Raw genomic sequence first — 19922 nt, forward strand, 5'->3', positions numbered from 1 at the left:
ACAAAATTTATTTGAGATTGCTGAAAAGTTATTTGCTGAAGGGAAAGAGAAAGAGGCTTTGCCTTTATATGAAATCATTATTCATCACATGCCAGATCAAACAGCAGAGGAAGTCGCTATTAGTTATTTTAGAAAGTACTATTTAAATAGACTAACAGAGGAAGGATCAGCTACTCTTGTCCATGTACTAGAATATGTGAGCTATATGCCTGATGATTTTCAGGAATTAACAATTTTATGGATTACGGCTACTTACTATATGTTAAAACAATGGGACAAAGTACTCCACTATGCTAAGCGATTAGAGAAAATGGCAAAAAATGAAAAACATTATGGCTATGCATTAGTATACCAAGGCTTCGCTTTGAATAGGTTAAGTAATTCTTTAGATGAAGTGCTTGAAATAATAAAAAAGTATGGTAAGATAAATGATTTTTTTGCAGAAGCTGCAATAGGGAATCGTTATGTTACATTACTAGACTTTGGTGAATTACATTATGCTGATGAATACTACGATTGGATTAAAGATCGAGATGATTTATATGTAGGCATTCCGAGAATTATTGAATCATATGTAAAGCTAGGTAGACTTGGAGATGCTTCAGCTTTAATAAATCATCATGAAAAAGTAATTAATGAAATGGCAAATAGTTCAAATTTGTATAAACAACATTTGTATTTGGATTTCTGCTACGCACAGTCAATTTTAAAATGTGAAAATAATCAATATATTGAAGGTTTAAATGATTTAATTAAAGTCGCTAGAAAAGTTAAAAATGTAGGTATAATTGAAAAATTTAAATTATGCTTATTATCAATTTGGCACTATAGAGATTATTTAACAGATCAATTAAATGAGGATTATATTCAAATGTTAAGTGAAGAGCGGAACCAGGCGAATAATTTATATGCAGTGAGCCCTTAAACTGGGCTTCTTTTTTTTGTCAACAGCAATAGTTGACAAATTAAATTTGAATTTGAAGGAACTTTTTAAAAAATTTCTGGTCATTTTACAGTCCACAAAGACTTTACAATTGGCTTCCATGAAGATGGTAAGGCTACAAATCAAAATCTTTTCTAAAGGTTAAGACTAGTTCTTTCCGATATTTCTTTTTTATTGTATTGAATTGCAGTGCATTATGGTTGAAAACAAAATCGTATTGAAAATTTTTTCTAGATTAAATAAATAAACCACAAGGATGATTAAAATACTTGTGGTTATTTTCATTTGTAACCTCATTTACAAAAGTTATTAGTCTAATTTTTTATACTCCTTAAACCATTCAACAAATTTAGCAATACCTTCTTCTATTGAAGTAGTTGGACTATATTGAATATCATTTACGAGTTGATCAATATCGGCATATGTTTCAAGTACTTCTCCTGAAATCATCGGCAATAATCGAATAGTTGCTTTTATTCCAAGTTGCTTTTCTAAAACTTCGATAAAATAGTTTAATTTCACTGGGCTATGGTTACCAATATTATAAAGTTTATAATACGAGGAGGATTCATTTGGTGGCCCATTTTTAATGATTCTTACGATTGATTCAACTACATCATCAATATAAGTAAAATCTCGTTTCATATTTCCATAATTATAAACATCTATTGGTTGTCCGTTAATGATTGAATTAGCAAATTTATATAGTGCCATATCTGGTCTACCCCATGGCCCATAGACCGTAAAAAAACGCAATCCAGTAGTAGGTAGATTAAACGTATGACTATATGAATAGGCCATTAACTCATTTGATTTTTTTGTGGCTGCATATAAACTTATTGGTTGATCTACTCGATCACAAATTGATGAGGGAGTTTTCTTATTATTACCATAAACAGAACTAGAAGAGGCGTATATAAGGTGTTTAATTTGATGATTTTTACAACACTCTAAAATATTGGCAAAACCTACAAGGTTTGATTGGATGTATGACCCTGGATTTTCTAAGCTATATCTCACTCCGGCCTGTGCTGCTAGATTAATGACTAGATCGAAATCATATTGTACAAAGAGCTCTTCTAGTAGTTCCATTTCATGTATTGAGCCATTTATGAAACTAAATTGCTCATATTTCTTTAAAAGTTCCAATCTATCAAATTTTAGACGTTTGTCATAGTAATCATTTAGATTATCAATTCCAATGATTTGAAAACCTTGTTCTAATAGGCGCCTGCTTAGATGAAATCCAATAAATCCGGCACATCCAGTAATTAAGATGCGCATAGTATCAGCATTTTTAATGTTAAAAACCTCCTTATCTAACAAGAGTTGGAATATCATATGATGAATAAAACGACAAAGTTCGAATTCAAATAGAAATATGTATATAACTAGATTAGGAGAAAATACTTTTTAAATAGAATACACATATACCCTCACAATACTTGGACAAATTCATATTATTACATTAGGTCTAAACACTCTTAGAGCAATAAAACTAATGTAACCATTTTATTACATTTCATTAAAAAGAAATGTGAATTTTTTTATGGGCTCTAAAAAGTAGGAGGGAGAAATTGAATAATATAATAATTGAGCCATGGATCGTCGATGAGCTTATTCATGATGAATTCTATGTGCCTGAATATATTGAAAAAATTGGACTTGAAGTACTTAAGTTTTATGACCTTCAAGTAAATAGCATGCAAGTAATTACGACAAAAGCTGACAAAGGCGGAGCGATTTGGAAAATTGAAACAAACGATGGTCCAAAAAGCTTTAAGCTTTTACACAGAAGACCTACTAGAAGTATGTTTAGTTTAGGGGCTCAGAAGTATTTAGTTGAAGTTCAACAGGCTAGAGTTCCAAGCATTGTTCGAACTAGAGATGGCGAGGAATATGTAGAAGCTGGTGGTAAGCTATGGTTCGTTGCTGAATGGATCGAAGAGTTGGCACCGGTTTCTAAAGACTTGGAAGGTGCTAAGCAGTTATGTTATGCACTTGGTGAGTTTCATCGTTTAAGTAAAGGCTATGAACCACCGATTCAAGCAGAAATTGCATCAAGATTGCACAAATGGCCAAAAAGTTATGAAAAAATTTATAACAAAATGAATTGGTTTAGAACAATAGCCTTGGCTTACGATGAAATGCCTGCAAGTCAGGATTTGTTAAGTGTAGTAGATCTATTTCAAGAGCAAGCAAGAAAGGGTATGGAAGATTTAAACAATTCAGGTTACTTTAATATGGTGAATGAAGGAAACGCGAGCTGGGGCTTAGTTCACCAAGATTACGGATGGTCAAATGGTCAAATGGGTCCAAATGGAATGTGGATCATCGATTTAGATGGAGTTGCATATGATTTGCCAATTCGTGATCTTAGAAAACTGATTTCTGGTACAATGTCTGACTTATTCGCTTGGGATGCTACATGGGTAAGGGAAATGATTAACGCATATCACGAAGCAAATCCAATATCACCTGAATTATATGAAGTTTTAATGATTGATTTTTCAATGCCAAATGAATTTTATAAAAATATTAAAGAAGTACTTTATGAACCAGAATTATTTTTAGGCGAATCTACTAAACAATTAATTCAATCAATCGTTGACCTAGAGCAGTCAAAGTGGGCAACATTGAATGAGGTTCGCAACGACTGGAGTGGAAAATTATGAGAATATTAATGGTATGTACAGAAAACCTACCAGTACCTCCAGTTTTAGGTGGTGCAATTCAGACTTATATTGCAGGAAGCTTACCTTATTTAAGTAAAGTACACGATATAACAGTACTAGGCGTTAATGATCCAACATTACCAGATGAAGAAACAATTGACGGTGTAAATTATGTACGTGTACCAGGGAAAGTATTAGAACTATATCGTGAAGGTGTAGTTGAATACATTAAAGGAAATCAATTTGATTTAATCCACATTTTTAACAGACCACGACTTGTTCTTCCGATTAGAAAAGTAGCACCAAATTCAAAAATTACGTTAAGTATGCATAATGACATGTTTAATATTGGGAAAATTGCTGTTGATGAAGCGAATTTAGTATTAGAAGAAGTTTCAAGTATCGTTACGGTAAGTGATTATGTAGGAAATGTCATTCGTGAACTTTATCCTCAAAGTGCAAATAAAATTAGAACGATCTACTCAGGTGTTGATTCTGACCGTTTCTTACCTGGTAATGATCCTAAAATGATTAGTACGAGAAACACACTTAGAAAAGAGTATGGTTTAGAAAATAAAACAGTTATTTTATTTGCAGGAAGACTTTCAGAGAATAAAGGCGTAGACCGTCTAATTAGAGCATTGCCAACACTTTCAAAAACCTTCAAAGATTTAGCTTTAGTCATCGTAGGAAGCAATTGGTTTAGTCAAAACAATGTTACAGATTATGTTGCTTATATTCGTGCTATCGCAAAAAAACAAGATGTACCGATTATTACAACAGGGTTTGTATCACCTTTTGAAATACACAACTGGTTTGCAATAGCAGATTTATTTGTATGTACTTCATTATGGCAAGAGCCTCTTGCAAGGGTTCACTATGAAGCGATGGCAGCTGGACTTCCAATTGTAACAACTGCTCGAGGTGGGAATCCGGAAGTCATTATTCCAGGTGAGAATGGATTGATCGTAGAAAATCCAGTTGATCCAGATGAATTCGCTACCAAAATTACAGAAATATTATCAAACAAAACGCTAATGAAGAAAATGGGAATAAAAGGTAGAGAACTTGCAGTTACTAAGTATTTATGGAGTCGTGTAGCAAATGAAATTCTATCTACATGGAGCCAAACTGAATATGCTTCATCTATTTCATCGGAACAACTAGAACATTATGAACCTCAAATGTTATTTAAAACTGCAGTACAAAATACACAGTTGAATGTAGCTAATAATAATGTATCTGAAGTAAATGAACAACCGACGACAGAAATCATTGAAGTAATCGAACCAACTTTAGAAATAAAACCAACTACAGAATCAATAGTAGAAGTACCAAAACCTGTAACTCAGTCCGAAATCAAATCTCATGAAGAATTGCTAGGAATCCTAGTAGAGAAAGCAAAATCAGTTCCTAAAGAAAAAGTAGTCGCAAAAGTAACGGAAGAATTTTCAACTAATACGAATCCAAGAGTACTAAGACGGATTAGAAGAGTAACTGATCAGGGCGTAAATAATGCAAACTCAAATTCAAACCTAAACCAAAGACCATATGCAAATGAAGTAAGTAGAGTAGAAAATAGGGCTAACAATCTATCTAATAATGTTAATTCAGAACCTTTTAGATTTAAGAAACTTCCTAGCGTCATTGAAATGCATAGAAACAGAAATCGATAAAAGATCATATTTTTGAGGAATCTGTCTAAATAGAAAGAGGCTGTCTCATAAGTTTAAAGACTTTTGAGGTAGCCTTTTTTTAGGTTGAAAATTATTTATTGATGACAGTGTTCCGAAGAGAGCAATTTATGCAACAAGTGAACGCTGCTGATCAAGTTATAAACATCGCTTATTTAAAGTTAAATTGGCTAAATCAAAGCCAAAACTGGTGTAATGAAAGACAACTCCTGGAATGACCAAAACGGCCAAATTAACGCTAAAAATAGCGTAATGAATGGTAATGACATGAACAGCAAATAAGGGTTAAATCGACTTGCTTAACGCCTATCCTGGTGAAAAGAATGATAAGAGCGAGGATGAAAAACCTCTCTTAAATAACGTTTAAATTAGCAAAATTAATGTCCAGCCGACTCAATTAATCTTCAAATCGCATATTGAATGTCTTACTGATGTAAACATGGATTCAAGTTCCACGAAAAGTCTCTCAAATAAATTGATTTTGTGCATGAATTCCTATAAACATTATCTTTTAATAGATTAGTTTAATGTTCTTAAAAAAAAATAAATTTATAGGCGAAAAAACCCTAGTTTTTAAGTCATAAACTTTCTAAACATAATAGGTATATATGGTGACAAGACCTCCTTCATTTACATATAAAGTAGAATGAACAAATGTTTGGAGGCAAGTCAAATGAAAATCCGCAAGGCTATTATTCCCGCTGCTGGTCTCGGGACTCGTTTTTTGCCAGCAACAAAAGCGTTGCCAAAAGAAATGTTACCTATAGTTGATAAACCAACTATTCAATATATCGTTGAAGAAGCTGTAGCTTCTGGAATTGAAGAAATCATTATTATTAGTGGTAGAGGCAAACGAGCAATCGAGGATCATTTTGATAAATCATATGAATTAGAAGAATCATTATCTCGAAAAAACAAGCTAACTGTTTTGGAAGAAATGCAGAAAATATCCAATATGGTCAAAATCTTTTATGTGCGTCAAAAGGAACCGAAAGGATTAGGAGATGCAATATTATGTGCTAAGAGTTTTATAGGAGATGAACCATTTGCTGTTTTGTTAGGGGATGACATAGTGATGTCTACAATACCTTGCTTACAGCAAATTATTAATGTTTACGAGAAATATAATGCCCCGGTTATTGCTGTTCAAAATGTTCCTGATGAAGAAGTAAGTAAATATGGCGTTATTAAACAAAAAGAAAGTACTTACGATACAAACACAAATCTATTTCAAGTTGAGTGTCTAGTGGAAAAACCAAAATTGAAAGATGCCCCATCAAATTATGCAATTATGGGTCGATACATTCTTACTCCAGAGATTTTTGATATTTTAGCAACAATTTCTGTGGGACAAGGATGTGAAATACAATTAACAGATGCGATTAATGAATTAAATAAAAATCAATTTGTCTTAGCATATAATTTCGAAGGTAAACGATATGATATCGGAAATAAAATCGGATTTATAATGGCTACAATTGATTTTGCGATAAATAGAGAAGATATAAAAGATGAGGTAATCGCTTTCTTAAATGAGGTCATATCTGATCATGCTCTAAATATGAAGAATCAGGAAGTGGATTGACTTGAAAATTTCTATATTAGGTACGGGGTATGTCGGTTTAACAACAGGAGTCTGTTTAGCAGAAATTGGTCACTCGGTAACTTGTATTGATATAAATGAACTTAAAATAAAAAATTTGTGTGCAGGTATTTCTCCAATCTATGAACCAGGAATTGAAGAGTTAATAACTAATAATATAAAGTCAGGAAGATTATCATTCACAACCTCATATGATAAGGGGTTGGAAGATGCTAAGGTTATTATCATTGCAGTAGGTACCCCACAAAGAGAAGATGGGGCTGCAAATTTATCCTATCTTGAGGGTGCAGCGATTGATATCGCAAAAAATATTAAACAAGACGTAATTATTGCTATAAAAAGTACTGTTCCAGTTGGAACGAATGAAGTAGTAAAGGAAATTATTCAACAAAATTGCCGAAACGATATTGTAGTTGATGTAGTCTCAAATCCAGAGTTCCTAAGACAAGGCTCGGCAATTAAGGATACGATGGAAGCAGATCGAATCATTATCGGTAGCAATAATCAAGAGTCTGCTAGAATTGTTGAAGAAATGTATAAACCATTAAATGTACCAATCTTAATTACTAGTATTCGAAGTGCAGAAATGATTAAATATGCATCCAATGCATTTTTAGCTAGCAAAATAAGTTATATCAATGAAATTGCAAATCTTTGTGAAGCACTCGGTGCAAATGTAGAAGATGTAGCTAAAGGAATGGGGAAAGATAAACGAATTGGTGAAGCATTTTTATATGCTGGAATAGGTTACGGCGGCTCTTGTTTCCCAAAGGATGTTAAAGCATTATTGCATACAGCCGGGTTAAATGGGATTGAATTTGGTTTTCTAAAGGAAACTATTTCAATTAATAATTTTCAACGAGAATTACTCGTAAAGAAAGCGATTGAACGATTTGGTATATTAAAAGGGAAAAAGATTGCATGTCTAGGATTATCTTTTAAACCAGATACAGACGATATGAGAGAAGCACCTTCTATTAATATCATAAATTCTTTAACAGAATTAGGAGCAGAAGTCATTGCGTATGACCCAGTTGCAATTGAAAACGCAAAAAAAATTCTAGGTAGCAATTTAACGTACGCTAGTTCAATAAATGAATGTGTAACGGATACAGATGCAATTTTTATTGTTACTGAGTGGAGAGAATTTAGAGAACTTGACTTACCTAGCATACTAAAGAAAATGAAGAATCCAATCATTTTTGACGGAAGAAACTGTCTGATAGAAGACAGAGTAAGAGATTGTGAGAAAATAGAATATTACCCAGTAGGTAAACCGTCCATAATTCAATAAAAATGAAAAAACGACTTTCAAATTAAATTGAAGTCGTTTTTATTATTTTACTCATTTTGTTCATGTAATGGACGGTAGATCGTTTTGACGAATTTATGTTTAAGATAAGGGAGAATTTTTTTTCTGCGATTTACTAATCTGCCTACAATTGCCTTTTTGTCTTCCTTTGATAATAACCAATCATCAGGTATTACTTCTACTATTTCTTCTAAAAGCAGTACAGGGAATCTTTGGATGATTTGAAGTTGTTCATTAAATTCTTCTTCACTATTTATATATTGGGACATGAATTGATGAGTTGAACTTTTGATAATATTTTGAGGCAATGTTTCTAACTCTGAAGTTAACCAGCTATAGGAGCCAAATGCTTCAGCATGGTCAATGATCCAAAGCTTAAATTGATCTAAACTTTCTTCGCGAAGTAAAATGTTTTTTCGAGTACGATCTCCATTACACAGCCAATAATCAAATAAAATAATGCCTGCAAGTTGATTGTTATTTAAAATACTAGGAACTGAACCAACTTGGTGTCCATTTAACGTTTCAGGTACATATAAAGAAGCAAACTGAAACTTTGAATGTGGAACTTCTTCCATGACTAGATCCGGTATTGTTTTTGAAAATTCTTCAGGAATAGAAACGATTTGAGCAAAAGGAACTGGTAAATCTAAAAATCTAGCAATGCAATAAGCAACCCATTCGTTTGGTAATGTTTTCTCAAATCCAGACCGAAAATATTTCACAACATAATCTCTACCATCACTAAATGTTATTAAATGAGCATTTGATTTTCCTTCTAGTTTTTTTATATAGGAAACTGGTTCAATCATTTTGACTCACATCACTATTTTTGCCTTTACCAAATTTTAAAAGATATTCGCGATAAATATCGGCTACTTTATGAATAGCAAAATTTTTTTCAACATGGTTGATTGCATTTTGCGATAGCATTTCATGAAACTTCTTATTATCAACGATTGTATATATTTTTTTAACAGCATCTTGAACATCATGTCCTCGAAAAAGCATACCTGTTTCACCTTGAAGAACGATTTCTGAAATAGGCATTATATTAGAAGCAACAACAGGGACACCACATGCCATAGACTCAATAAAGGTATTCCCAAATGATTCTACTTTTGTAGTTGCGATTGTACAACCACCAGATTGACGTACTTTTGCGTATACATGGGGCATTTGTTGATATGGAATAACCGGAAACCATTTAATAATATCGGTTAGACCTTCTTCCTTCCAAATTAATGCAAAATCCTCTCGCTGAACGCTTTGAGCTCCTCCAATTAACCAAATTTCAATATCCGACCGTTCACTTTTTATCAATTTTGCAATTTCAATTAACATTGGCCAGTTTTTTCGTTTATCTACTCTTCCGATACAGCACACAATTTTTTTATTGTTTGGAAGGATTGGATTATCTTCGGATGCGATTTCATCTTGGGCTAATGGGTGAAAAAATGATGTGTCAACACCATTGTAGATTACTTTAATGGGTATATTATCTGTTAAGATGGAAACTAATCTTTTTTGATAATTAGATGGAACAATAATAGAAACAGGTTCAATGGATCTGAATTTCTTTAAATGAGGTTGTAGTTTTATAAGCTCGGGCGTACGTGCTTCTACAATAACTGGGCCTTTATATTTAGCTTTTTGTAACCACTTATACGCTGATCCCGTATCTACTACAATGATTGCGTCATATGCATTTTTTTTAATAATATCAATAATTTCGTTTTCGTCCTTCGTTAAATAGACAGGTGCAACATCTTCCATTATGTGTAATCCACCATGATCTGTTGTGTATAGAAACTCAGTATCAATGCCAAACTTTTTAAAATAAATTGAACGATTCCTCCAGCCAGCATTTACTCCACCAACTGTTAAGAGACGCCAGATTATTAAGACTTTCAAATTTTCCCCTCCTTGGTTTTAGGGTATACAAATAACTTTTAAACCGTTATGAAAACTAATTGTATACATGATTACGGCTTTTGACCGGATTCAAATTTTGAATAGTAGTCCTATTTTAGTTAATTCAAATTGAGGTAAATTGTAAGGGCAATTAACTACTAACTACAAATATTTATTAGGTTAAAAGCAGAAAAACTTACAGCTATTTTTCCTTGCTCCTAGTTTAGGGATATGATAATGTATAAGGAAAAGAAGTGTTGACTGCAACTTTTAAAATTAATGAAGGATAAACTTCATAACTGGAAGGATTAAAAATAATGGAGCGACCTAATTTTAAATTGTTAGTTAAGGAAAAATTTTCACAACTATCACCAGGGCAAAAAAAAGTAGCGACTTATATGATTGAAAATCTTGAGGAGTGTGCCTTTAAAACTGCTTATCAAATTGGGAAAAAAGCTGAAGTAAGTGAAACAACGGTCATTCGTCTTTCATATGCACTCGAATTTGAAGGCTTCAGTGATATGCAGTTATGTGTCCAAAATGAGTTTCTTCATTTAAATAAAGCCGAGTATATAAAAGAAAAAGAAGAGATAAAAAATGCAGAAGGACAAAATACTTTTACAAAGATTATCGAAAATGAAGTATATATTTTAAGGAACTTATTACAACCTTCGAATATTAAGGAAATTTCAAAAGCTGTTGAAGCAATTACCTGTGCTGATCAAGTGTTAATAGTTGGTCATCGAGTATCCCATATAGCAGCGTACTGGTTTTCGAATACGTTAAGCTCAATAAGAGGTAACATATTGTATTGTTCTCCAGCAGGTGACTTTTATGAAAAGTTTTGTAATTTAACAGAAAAATCAGTTGTTATTGCATTTTCATTTCCAAGGTATGCAAAGGAAACATTAACAATTGCTGAATGTACGAAAGAAAATGGAGTAAGTTTAATTTCAGTTACTGATCGATTATTATCACCAATTGGTCGAATTGCAGATATTGTTCTAACTACAGAAGAAAATGTGGAAAGTGGTTCTAACTCAATCGCATCAGTTATAAGTCTACTAAATTTAGTGATTGCCGGATTATATGAAAAAGACCAAAAAAGAATTCAAATGTATCAACAGAAATTGGAAAAAATTTATTCTACCTATGACGTGTTTATAGAATAGAAAAAAAAGTTAGGAGAAAATCTTATGAATCCACAATCATTTCTAGATCATAATAAAGAAACTATTTTACAAACTTACCAGGATTTACATAAGCTAGCTGAGCCTAGTTGGCAAGAAGAAAAAACAGCAAAGTATTTAAGAGAACGACTAAATGATACCGAATTTGAGATTAAAACGTTTAAAAATCATTTTGGATTTATTGCTGAAATTAAGGGTCAAAATGATACAGTTGTGGCGCTAAGAGCTGATATGGATGCACTAGTTCAAGAAGTTGATGGTGTTGTAATAGCAAACCACTCATGTGGTCATGATGCGCATAGTACGATGGTTTTATATGCAGCGTTGGCGATTTCTGCAAGTGGTATAAAGCCAAAACATACGATTCGATTTATCTTCCAGCCAGCCGAAGAAAAGGGTGAAGGAGCCCTTCAAATGATGGAAGATGGTGCATTAGACAATGTCATTTCATTATTTGGCGTACACTTAAGACCAGAAAGAGAAGTACCTTATCAGAAGGCATCTCCAGTGATCATACATGGGTCTGCTGAAACAATTAAAGGTACAATTCAAGGTATTCAGGCTCACGCATCTAGACCACAAGATGGTATTAATGCGATTGAAGTAGCTGCTGAAATAGTAAATAAATTAAAGCAAATAAATTTAAATACGGATATCCCTCATTCAATTAAAATGACCCAAATTCAAACTGAAAATGAAGCATCAAATACGATACCAGAAACGCTAAAGTTTTCACTTGATGTTAGAGCGCAAACAAATGACATTATGAATCAATTAAACGCCCGCACAGTTGAAGTTTTTGAGGAAACGATGATTGAAACAAAAGCTAAGATTTCGTGGTCTATGGAAGAGTTTGTTCCAGCGGCCATACAAAACGAGCAGGCAATAAAAATTACAAAAAGAGCCATTGCTGAAATAATTGGACATGAAAACGTAGTGCCTGAATGCATTTCAAATGGAGGTGAGGACTTCCATTTCTATACAAATAAATATCCTCAAATCGCGGCTACTATGGTCGGTTTAGGATGTGGATTAACTCCGGGATTACATCATCCTCATATGAGTTTTAATTTAGAAGCCCTTCATTATGGAGCGAAAATTTTAACTCAAACAGTTTTATTAGCGTCAGAACAAAAAAATGAAGAGGTGAATTAAATGCTAAACAAACTGAATCAATCTGAAGTTAATACAGGAATTAAGATTCGTGCACTACATTCCATCGAGGAAATGGGACAGGTACGAGAACTAGAATCTAAAATTTGGGGTTTTGAGGACTCAATTCCTACGCATCAAACAATTACAGCGGCAAAAAATGGAGGATTAGTTTTAGGTGCATACTTTGAAGACAAAATAATTGGATTTCAATATAGTTTCCCTGGTTATGATGGTCAAAATGTTTATCTTTGTTCTCATATGCTTGGAATTGATCAAGAGTTTCGTAATAAAGGGATTGGAAAACTGCTTAAAATTGCCCAGCGAGAAGAAGCTCTTATACTCGGCTATAAACTGATTACTTGGACTTATGATCCATTAGAAACAGCAAATGGATATTTAAATATTTCTAAGTTAGGTGGAGTTTGTAATACGTATATTGAAAATTGCTATGGAGAAATGGAAGACTTATTAAATAGTGGAATTCCATCTGACCGTTTTCTAGTTGAATGGTATATTGCAAAAGGGGAAGAGGAAAAGGTGAATTTGAGACCTTTTGAATTAGATGAAGCAGTTAACAATTCACTTATTAAATGGGAAGAAAACAATGACGGAATACCAAGGCCAATTCAAAATGATATTGATGTATTGAATGATTTAGCCTTTGTTGCGGTACCAAAAGATTTCCGAACAATTCGAGAAACGAATAGTAAAATTGCAAGCCAATGGAGAATGCTTACTAGAGAGTCCTTTAAAAAATTATTTCAAAGCGGATGGAAAGTTACTGGATTTTATAAGAATTCAGACTCAGAAATGCCAGTTCATTTTTATGTACTGAACAAATAGAAAAGTAATATAAAGGAGAGTTCGGAAATGAAAATTAAAAAAGTAATATTACGCCATATGAAGCTAGATTTATTGCATCCATTTACAACAAGCTTTGGTACTGAATATGACCGTGAATTTATTTTATTGGAAGCGATAAGCGAAGATGGAATATCAGGTTGGGCTGAATCTGTTGCAATGCTTGATCCACTATATAATGAAGAAACGTTAAAAACAAATTGGCATATTCTAGAAGATTATTTAATTCCAATCGTGTTGAATAATGAAATTAACCATCCAGACGAAATTTCCGAAAAGTATTTCTCACATATTCGTGGGAACTATATGGCCAAAGCTGCTATAGAAGGCGCAATTTGGGATCTTTATGCTAAGCAAGAAAATATCTCACTTTCAACTGCGTTAGGTGGAACGAAAAAGGGAATCGAAGTAGGAGTAAGCATTGGGATTCAAGATTCAATCGATTCAACAATTAATATTATCGAAAACCGACTTGCAGAAGGCTATAAAAGATTTAAATTAAAAATTAAACCAGGCTGGGATATTGAACTAATCGATAAAGTACGTAAAGTTTATCCAACTATTCCATTAATGGCGGATGCAAACTCAGCATACACATTATCTGATATGGACCAATTAATTGCATTAGATGATTATAATTTAATGATGATCGAACAACCACTTGCATACAACGATATAATCGATCACGCAGATTTACAAGAAAGAATGAAAACACCAATCTGCTTAGACGAGAGTATTCACTCACTAGAAGATGCTAGAAAAGCAATAAAACTAGGAAGCTGTAAAATTATTAATATTAAAATTGGTCGAGTTGGAGGACTAACTCAATCAAGAAAAATACACGATCTATGCCAGGAAAATGGAATTCCATTATGGTGTGGTGGAATGCTAGAATCAGGAATCGGAAGAGCCCATAATATTGCAATCACATCATTACCAAACTTCACTCTACCTGGAGACACAGCAGCATCTGCATTATACTGGGCTGAAGATATTATCGAACCAGAAGTAACCGTAGAAAATGGAATGATCACAGTACCAACCAAACCAGGCATCGGATACGACCCACACATGCAAAATATTGAAAAATATACAATCAGTACGAAAGTTTACGATAAGAATTAAATACAAGGGTAAAGGGAACTTTGGAACATCATTAATGAATGATGTTCCTTCTTGATCTATCGTTGAAATCTTAATATAAAGTTCAAATCAGCTATACTTTTACTGGAGAATGTTTAGTTTTGAATGATTCTTAATCGATTTAATGTTATTTCTCCGATTTTTTTGAATCTGACAAACTATTTTCTCGTGATGCCGAGCCTTATTTGCAGTTTTCATAGTTTAATTGCAGATTTGGTTTTTTTATTGCAGATTCGACCAATTAAATTGCAGTTATGGCTATTTTAGTTGCACATGAACAGATTTAATTGCAGAAATAGCATATTTAATTGCAGCTACAAAGGTTTATTCGTAGTCTCAACTATTTAAAATGAAACCCAAACCTAAGTACAAGGTTTGGGTTTTCTATTTGTTCTTAATCTTCTTCCTTATTCTTGCTTTTAATCTGATCCTTGATTCTTTTCACTTGTTCTTCAAATTTTTCAATATCCTTAATTTCACCTTTACCATAGCGCACCGAGTTATATGCATTAATTAGTTCATCTTCATGCGGTATTTGTATTCGCTCCAACCACTCTTTTAATGTTTCATTTTGGTGTCGACCCATCTTATATTTAGATGCATATGTTTGAAGTTGGAAGATTAGTTTTCTAATTTGCTCTGTTGGGGCAGAGTGTTTGAAAAAGCGTATTTTTTTCCTCTGATGTTCTGGTATTGTATTATATTCGATATTGATTTCTTGTTTGGCAGTATGTTTTTCATTACGGATATAAGTAAGGTTTGTGATGACTAGCCAAATTACGATTAAAACGATAATCAATAATAAAAACCATACCCAAGTAGGAGTCGACTCTAAAATATAATGGTGATTACGTATATTTTGTGGAATTTTATCTTCAGCGCTTGAATTTTGACCTAGCTTGAGTTTTTTCTCTTTAATAGTGATGCGATCTACATAGTTAAAGAAAGGAGTTCCTAAAAAACCAACTACACTAAATAAACCGTCTAGTAATTTAAAAATCGCCCACTTTAAAACCGGTAATATTAACGATATGGTACCAGTAAGCAGAGCTGCTATACTAATTGATCCTATAATTCCTTGATAGTTTTTAATGGTATGTGTAGTGGCTGATTGTTGAAAGTATCTACCTAAACTAAATAAAATTGTAAAAATGATGATTATCCATAATATCAAGTTCATATGAGCATAATGTGAAGTCCAACCAAAAAAGAGGACGACCAAACTCGTTAAATAAAAAATGATTTGTAATTTATTTCGTTCTTCGATCCATAACGAAGTGTCTTTAAGAAAAGCCTCAAGTCGAAAATAGATAAAGCTAGCACATAAAATAGATGTAACTGAATTTAAGCCAAGAGTATAACTAATTCCTCCAGAAATAATGGCTGCTAGAAACGGTATAACTCGTGATACTTGAGCCTTTCGTAATGAGTAAAGTAAAAATAGATTTCCAATCATAAAAATACAAATGATTGCCAAAGTAGGTGGCAGTTGATTTTTTGATTCATATATAAATATTACGATTAAATAGAGTAATAGATATTCTAATGAAAAAAAGTATGTAGAAAGTAAACGTAAAATCATTTCATTATCCTTTCGACTTAATGTTTTCCAAATGGAACAAGCGATGGACTTTCTAAATCATCTTGTAGATAATAGATGCTTTGGCCACGTTTTCGCATTTGAGCGAAATATCGATCTCCATGCTTACCGAACGGGCCACATAAAATAACAACAGGAGATTTTCGTTGTTGCTTTTCTACGTAATGAAGTAATCGATCAATTGGCTGAGTCATTCTTGCGCCATTAATTCGGGCAAGGATATCATAAGTTTTACCTAGTTGAGATTTACCTCCACCAATTGGTAAATGAAAAACAGGAACTCCACTTTCCATGTTCAGATTTAGAAATATTTCATAATTAATATTTTTTATTGCAGCATATTGGACTATATAGGCAATATTACTAGCAATTGATTCGATGTTTTCAATTATACTTAATCTAAAATTATCATGATGAGTATCTCGTAAATTTATAATAAATGTAATTGAATAGTCAGCAGTTCGTTCATAAATTTTCGTTTGAAGTACTTGAGTTTTAGCACTAGCTTTCCAGTGAATTCGATGAAAAGAGTCCGAATAGACATAATCTCTTGTTCCAATCGGAGCTAGAAAATCTTCAAACATACTAGTATTTGTGACAAAACTACCATATGAGTTAGTTGAAATGATTTGTTCAATTTGAGGTACAGGAATTAATGTAGGATAAATAATAATTTCTTTATGTAAAAATGGTTTATAGGTTAAATATAGATAACCTAAACTGAAAAAATTTGAAATTTTTAGTTCTACTTGTTTAATTCTAGTAACTCCACGTTTAGTAGCTGAAAGCGGTAATGAAATCTGAATTGTTTCATTACCTTTTAGTTGAATTGGGATCATTAGTTCTAAAGTTGAATCGCTACTAACTGCTTTTAAATTTATACTATCTACAATAGGTTCTAATTTTATGCGAACTGTTGCGTTAATAATTGGTAACCAATGATGCTGGGTAATCTTAATAGGTAAATTAAATTCTTCTCCGACGGAAACTCGAATGGGCTCCTTGTCGTTTTCGATGATCAGGTGATCAGCAATATGTTTTAAATAGTATCGACTCATCAAACTAATGATGATTAAAAATCCTCCTAAAAACATTAATAAATAGGAAGATTGATAGAAATTAATGATTAGAAATATGATCCCAAAAATAGTTAGGATATCAAGTGAATTTTTACCATGTATTTCTTTATTCCAAGTCATTTATTGACCAGCTCCAGCTTCTACAGGAACTTCAACTTGATTTAAAACAGATTCAATAACTTGTATAGCATTTTTCTTTAAGGATGCCTCAAGGGTCAAGACTAATCTGTGTGAAAGGAGATAAATCGCAACATCCTTCACATCTTGTGGAGTGACAAATGATCTATTGTTTATATATGCTTTACCTTGTGAAGCTCTCATTAGTGCCAATGTACCACGTGGACTTATGCCTAGTTGAATATCTTCATGATTTCTCGTTGAATGAATTATATTTAAAATATAATCCTCTACTTCTTCCGAAATTGTAACAGTTTTCACTTGTTCTTTCATTTCATCAATTTCTTCTAAAGTTAGTACATTTTTTAAATTCAAAAATGGAGTATTTGAACGATATGACTTCATAATGCTTTTTTCTTCTTCAAATGTAGGGTATTCCAAACGAATCTGCATAAAAAATCGATCCATTTGTGCTTCAGGTAATGGAAACGTACCTTGTTGTGATTCAATTGGATTTTGGGTTGCTATAACGATAAACGGATTTGGTAGCGGAATAGTTTCTCCATCGATTGTTACCTGGCGTTCTTCCATTACTTCTAATAAACTAGCTTGGGTTCTAGGAGTAGCACGATTAATCTCATCTGCTAATAAAATATTTGTCATAACAGGACCGATTCGAAGCTGAAAGTCTTGTTCTTTTGGATGAAAAAATTGAATACCTGTTACATCACTAGGTAATAAATCCGGAGTAAATTGAATTCTTTTAAACGATCCGTTTATTGTTTTGGCAAAGCTTTTAGCTAATTGTGTTTTTCCAGTACCGGGGACACTTTCTAGTAAAATATGTCCATTATTAATAAGAGCGATGAAAATCATTTCAACGACATCCTCTTTACCAATTATCACATGACTAATCTCTTTCTTTAATTGTAATAACTTTTCAGATCTATTCATTGTTCTCTCCTTATCTATCAAAACGTTTTAAGAATTATTAAATCTGTTTAAAAATCAAAAAATTGTTGAACGCTCTATTATTTTAATAGTTAAACAATAGTGAAGTCCAATAATTCTCAATTTTTAAAATTTATTAAAGTAAACGATTAATATTAGTTGAAAATTTTCAATAAACACTGTAGAATATATTGTTTGTTAAAAAATGGAAATAACTTAAAAGAGGGAAAGTCGGAAACGACAGTGGCAGACTACAATTTTTATGGATTATAAAGGGTATTAAATGATGATAAGGATAAAAATATGATTATACAAAGGTTCCGGATTGTTTTGTCTTTACCTATACCATGCATTCCATTGAACCTCCCTTTAACAGGAGAGAAAAAGATGAAAAAAATAATTATAGTATTAGTAGCTTGCTTTTTTGCTTTACTTTGCGGGTGTACAAAAAATAATCAAGAGGAACACAAAGTAAAAGAAAATAAACATAATACAAAACAGGTTAAAGAGCAGAAAGAGCCTATAAAAAAAATAAATCAGGAAGTTACAAAGGTGACTGTTGGTGCCGTGGGGGACCTATTAATACATAATGAAGTTTATGAAGATGCTATGCTTCCAAATGGTGTATATAACTTTAATAAAATGTTTGATGAAGTTAGAAAAACGATGGAAAAGCCAGATATTTTAGTAGCGAATCAAGAAACAATGATTGGTGGAAAGCAATTCGGATTATCTACGTATCCAGCGTTTAATAGTCCATATGAAGTTGGAGATGCACTCAAAGGGGCTGGGGTTGATTTTGTAACACTGGCCAATAATCATACGCTTGATCGAGGAGAGAAAATTATACGAAGTGCAATTTCCCATTGGGACGCGATTCATATGCCATATACAGGTGCTTTTAAATCACAAGCAGATCGTGACCAAATTAGAGTGATAAATAAACATAATATTCGATTTTCATTTCTTGCTTACACATTTGGTACAAATGGGATTCCCGTTCCTAAAGGAAAAGATTATTTAGTAAATTTGATTGACCTTGGCAAAATACGTAGTGATGTTGAAAGGGCAAAGAAAGTATCGGATGTAGTAGTAGTTGCCATGCATTGGGGGATTGAATATGAAAGAATGCCGAACAATACCCAAAAGAATCTTGCAAAGCAATTGGCTGATATGGGAGTTCAAATTATTATTGGTAATCATCCACACGTCCTGCAACCGCCGGCTTGGATCACTGGAAAAACGGGGAATAAAACAATCGTCTTTTACTCATTAGGAAATTACTTATCAGCTCAAGATGAAATCTATGAGTTAATAGGTGGCATGGGTACAATTGATGTAGTTAAAACTCAAACTGAACAAAATGTAAAAATTGAATTGGCAAATCCAAGTTTTTTTCCTACTTATAATTACTATCGTGATAATCGTAATTTTAAAATTATGTCTTTGGAAAATATTAATGATGTTAATCTAAAAAATGGCAAAATGAGATACAACGAAATAATGAACCATATGCGTACAAATATTAAGGATTTAAAAAGTATTTCTGAGGTTCAATAGAAACTAAAATGTTGGCTAAGTACTAAACATGAACATTTATTTTTAAATTCTCATGAATAAACAATTACTAGAGTTAGTGCTATTATAAAACCGCTCAAACATATGACATTTAAAATCATTATTAA

Annotated in this window: 16 protein-coding genes; 10 read left to right on the forward strand and 6 right to left on the reverse strand. The window is 32.6% G+C overall.

All coding sequences use genetic code 11. The features are described 5' to 3' along the window. Window positions 1–925 (forward strand): tetratricopeptide repeat protein (locus tag CN514_RS25475; protein ID WP_176525751.1); only part of this gene is annotated, 925 nt, incomplete at its 5' end. Window positions 926–1252: 327 nt separating this feature from the next. Here CN514_RS25475 and CN514_RS01310 read toward each other — a convergent pair. After that, complete coding sequence (locus CN514_RS01310; protein ID WP_098231031.1) at window positions 1253–2227, reverse strand: NAD-dependent epimerase; 975 nt, start codon at window positions 2225–2227, stop codon at window positions 1253–1255. 293 nt (window positions 2228–2520) lie between these two features. Between CN514_RS01310 and CN514_RS01315 the strand changes: the two genes are divergently transcribed. From CN514_RS01315 to CN514_RS01330, 4 genes are all read left to right on the forward strand, one after another. Further along, window positions 2521–3618: a CotS family spore coat protein gene (locus CN514_RS01315; protein ID WP_098231032.1), complete on the forward strand. Its 1098-nt coding sequence runs from the start codon at window positions 2521–2523 to the stop codon at window positions 3616–3618. Further along, window positions 3615–5294, forward strand: a complete 1680-nt coding sequence (locus CN514_RS01320) for a glycosyltransferase family 4 protein (RefSeq protein WP_098231033.1) — start codon at window positions 3615–3617, stop codon at window positions 5292–5294. The genes CN514_RS01315 and CN514_RS01320 overlap by 4 nt, the downstream gene beginning before the upstream one ends. A gap of 691 nt (window positions 5295–5985) precedes the next feature. Beyond that, window positions 5986–6897: a UTP--glucose-1-phosphate uridylyltransferase GalU gene (gene galU / locus CN514_RS01325; protein ID WP_098231034.1), complete on the forward strand. Its 912-nt coding sequence runs from the start codon at window positions 5986–5988 to the stop codon at window positions 6895–6897. A 1-nt stretch (window position 6898) separates the two neighbouring features. Beyond that, complete coding sequence (locus tag CN514_RS01330; RefSeq protein WP_098231035.1) at window positions 6899–8209, forward strand: UDP-glucose dehydrogenase family protein; 1311 nt, start codon at window positions 6899–6901, stop codon at window positions 8207–8209. A gap of 47 nt (window positions 8210–8256) precedes the next feature. Here the strand turns inward: CN514_RS01330 and CN514_RS01335 are convergent, their stop codons facing one another. Both CN514_RS01335 and CN514_RS01340 read right to left on the reverse strand, forming a co-directional pair. Continuing rightward, window positions 8257–9039 carry a HipA family kinase gene (locus CN514_RS01335; RefSeq protein ID WP_098231036.1) on the reverse strand — a complete coding sequence of 261 codons (783 nt, stop codon included), beginning with the start codon at window positions 9037–9039 and terminating at the stop codon, window positions 8257–8259. Continuing rightward, window positions 9032–10141, reverse strand: a complete 1110-nt coding sequence (locus CN514_RS01340) for a glycosyltransferase family 4 protein (protein WP_098231037.1) — start codon at window positions 10139–10141, stop codon at window positions 9032–9034. The genes CN514_RS01335 and CN514_RS01340 overlap by 8 nt, the downstream gene beginning before the upstream one ends. Before the next feature lie 317 nt (window positions 10142–10458). Between CN514_RS01340 and CN514_RS01345 the strand changes: the two genes are divergently transcribed. Genes CN514_RS01345 through menC form a run of 4 tightly spaced genes read left to right on the forward strand, consistent with a single transcriptional unit; the run spans window position 10459 to window position 14472 of the window. After that, the gene (locus CN514_RS01345; protein ID WP_098231038.1) at window positions 10459–11313 is read left to right on the forward strand and encodes a MurR/RpiR family transcriptional regulator; all 855 of its coding nucleotides are present in this window, start codon (window positions 10459–10461) and stop codon (window positions 11311–11313) included. A 24-nt stretch (window positions 11314–11337) separates the two neighbouring features. Further along, window positions 11338–12486: an amidohydrolase gene (locus CN514_RS01350; protein ID WP_098231039.1), complete on the forward strand. Its 1149-nt coding sequence runs from the start codon at window positions 11338–11340 to the stop codon at window positions 12484–12486. Continuing rightward, window positions 12487–13329, forward strand: coding sequence for a GNAT family N-acetyltransferase (locus CN514_RS01355; protein WP_098231040.1), 843 nt, complete (start codon window positions 12487–12489; stop codon window positions 13327–13329). 27 nt (window positions 13330–13356) lie between these two features. Next, complete coding sequence (menC, locus tag CN514_RS01360) at window positions 13357–14472, forward strand: o-succinylbenzoate synthase (RefSeq protein WP_098231041.1); 1116 nt, start codon at window positions 13357–13359, stop codon at window positions 14470–14472. 412 nt (window positions 14473–14884) lie between these two features. Here the strand turns inward: menC and CN514_RS01365 are convergent, their stop codons facing one another. The 3 genes from CN514_RS01365 to CN514_RS01375 are packed head-to-tail and all read right to left on the reverse strand — an operon-like array spanning window position 14885 to window position 18240. Further along, window positions 14885–16072, reverse strand: coding sequence for a hypothetical protein (locus tag CN514_RS01365; RefSeq protein WP_098231042.1), 1188 nt, complete (start codon window positions 16070–16072; stop codon window positions 14885–14887). A 17-nt stretch (window positions 16073–16089) separates the two neighbouring features. Then, a complete protein-coding gene (locus CN514_RS01370) occupies window positions 16090–17289 on the reverse strand; it encodes a DUF58 domain-containing protein (protein ID WP_098231043.1) in 1200 nt (399 codons plus the stop codon). After that, a complete protein-coding gene (locus CN514_RS01375) occupies window positions 17290–18240 on the reverse strand; it encodes an AAA family ATPase (RefSeq protein ID WP_098231044.1) in 951 nt (316 codons plus the stop codon). It abuts the gene before it with no gap. Window positions 18241–18624: 384 nt separating this feature from the next. On the opposite strand from CN514_RS01375, the gene CN514_RS01380 reads away from it, so the two are divergent. Further along, window positions 18625–19797, forward strand: coding sequence for a CapA family protein (locus CN514_RS01380; RefSeq protein ID WP_176525752.1), 1173 nt, complete (start codon window positions 18625–18627; stop codon window positions 19795–19797). The last annotated feature ends 125 nt before the right edge of the window (window positions 19798–19922 follow it).

The sequence above is a fragment of the Bacillus sp. AFS001701 genome, assembly GCF_002559405.1.
In the GTDB taxonomy this organism is placed as follows: domain Bacteria; phylum Bacillota; class Bacilli; order Bacillales; family Bacillaceae_G; genus Gottfriedia.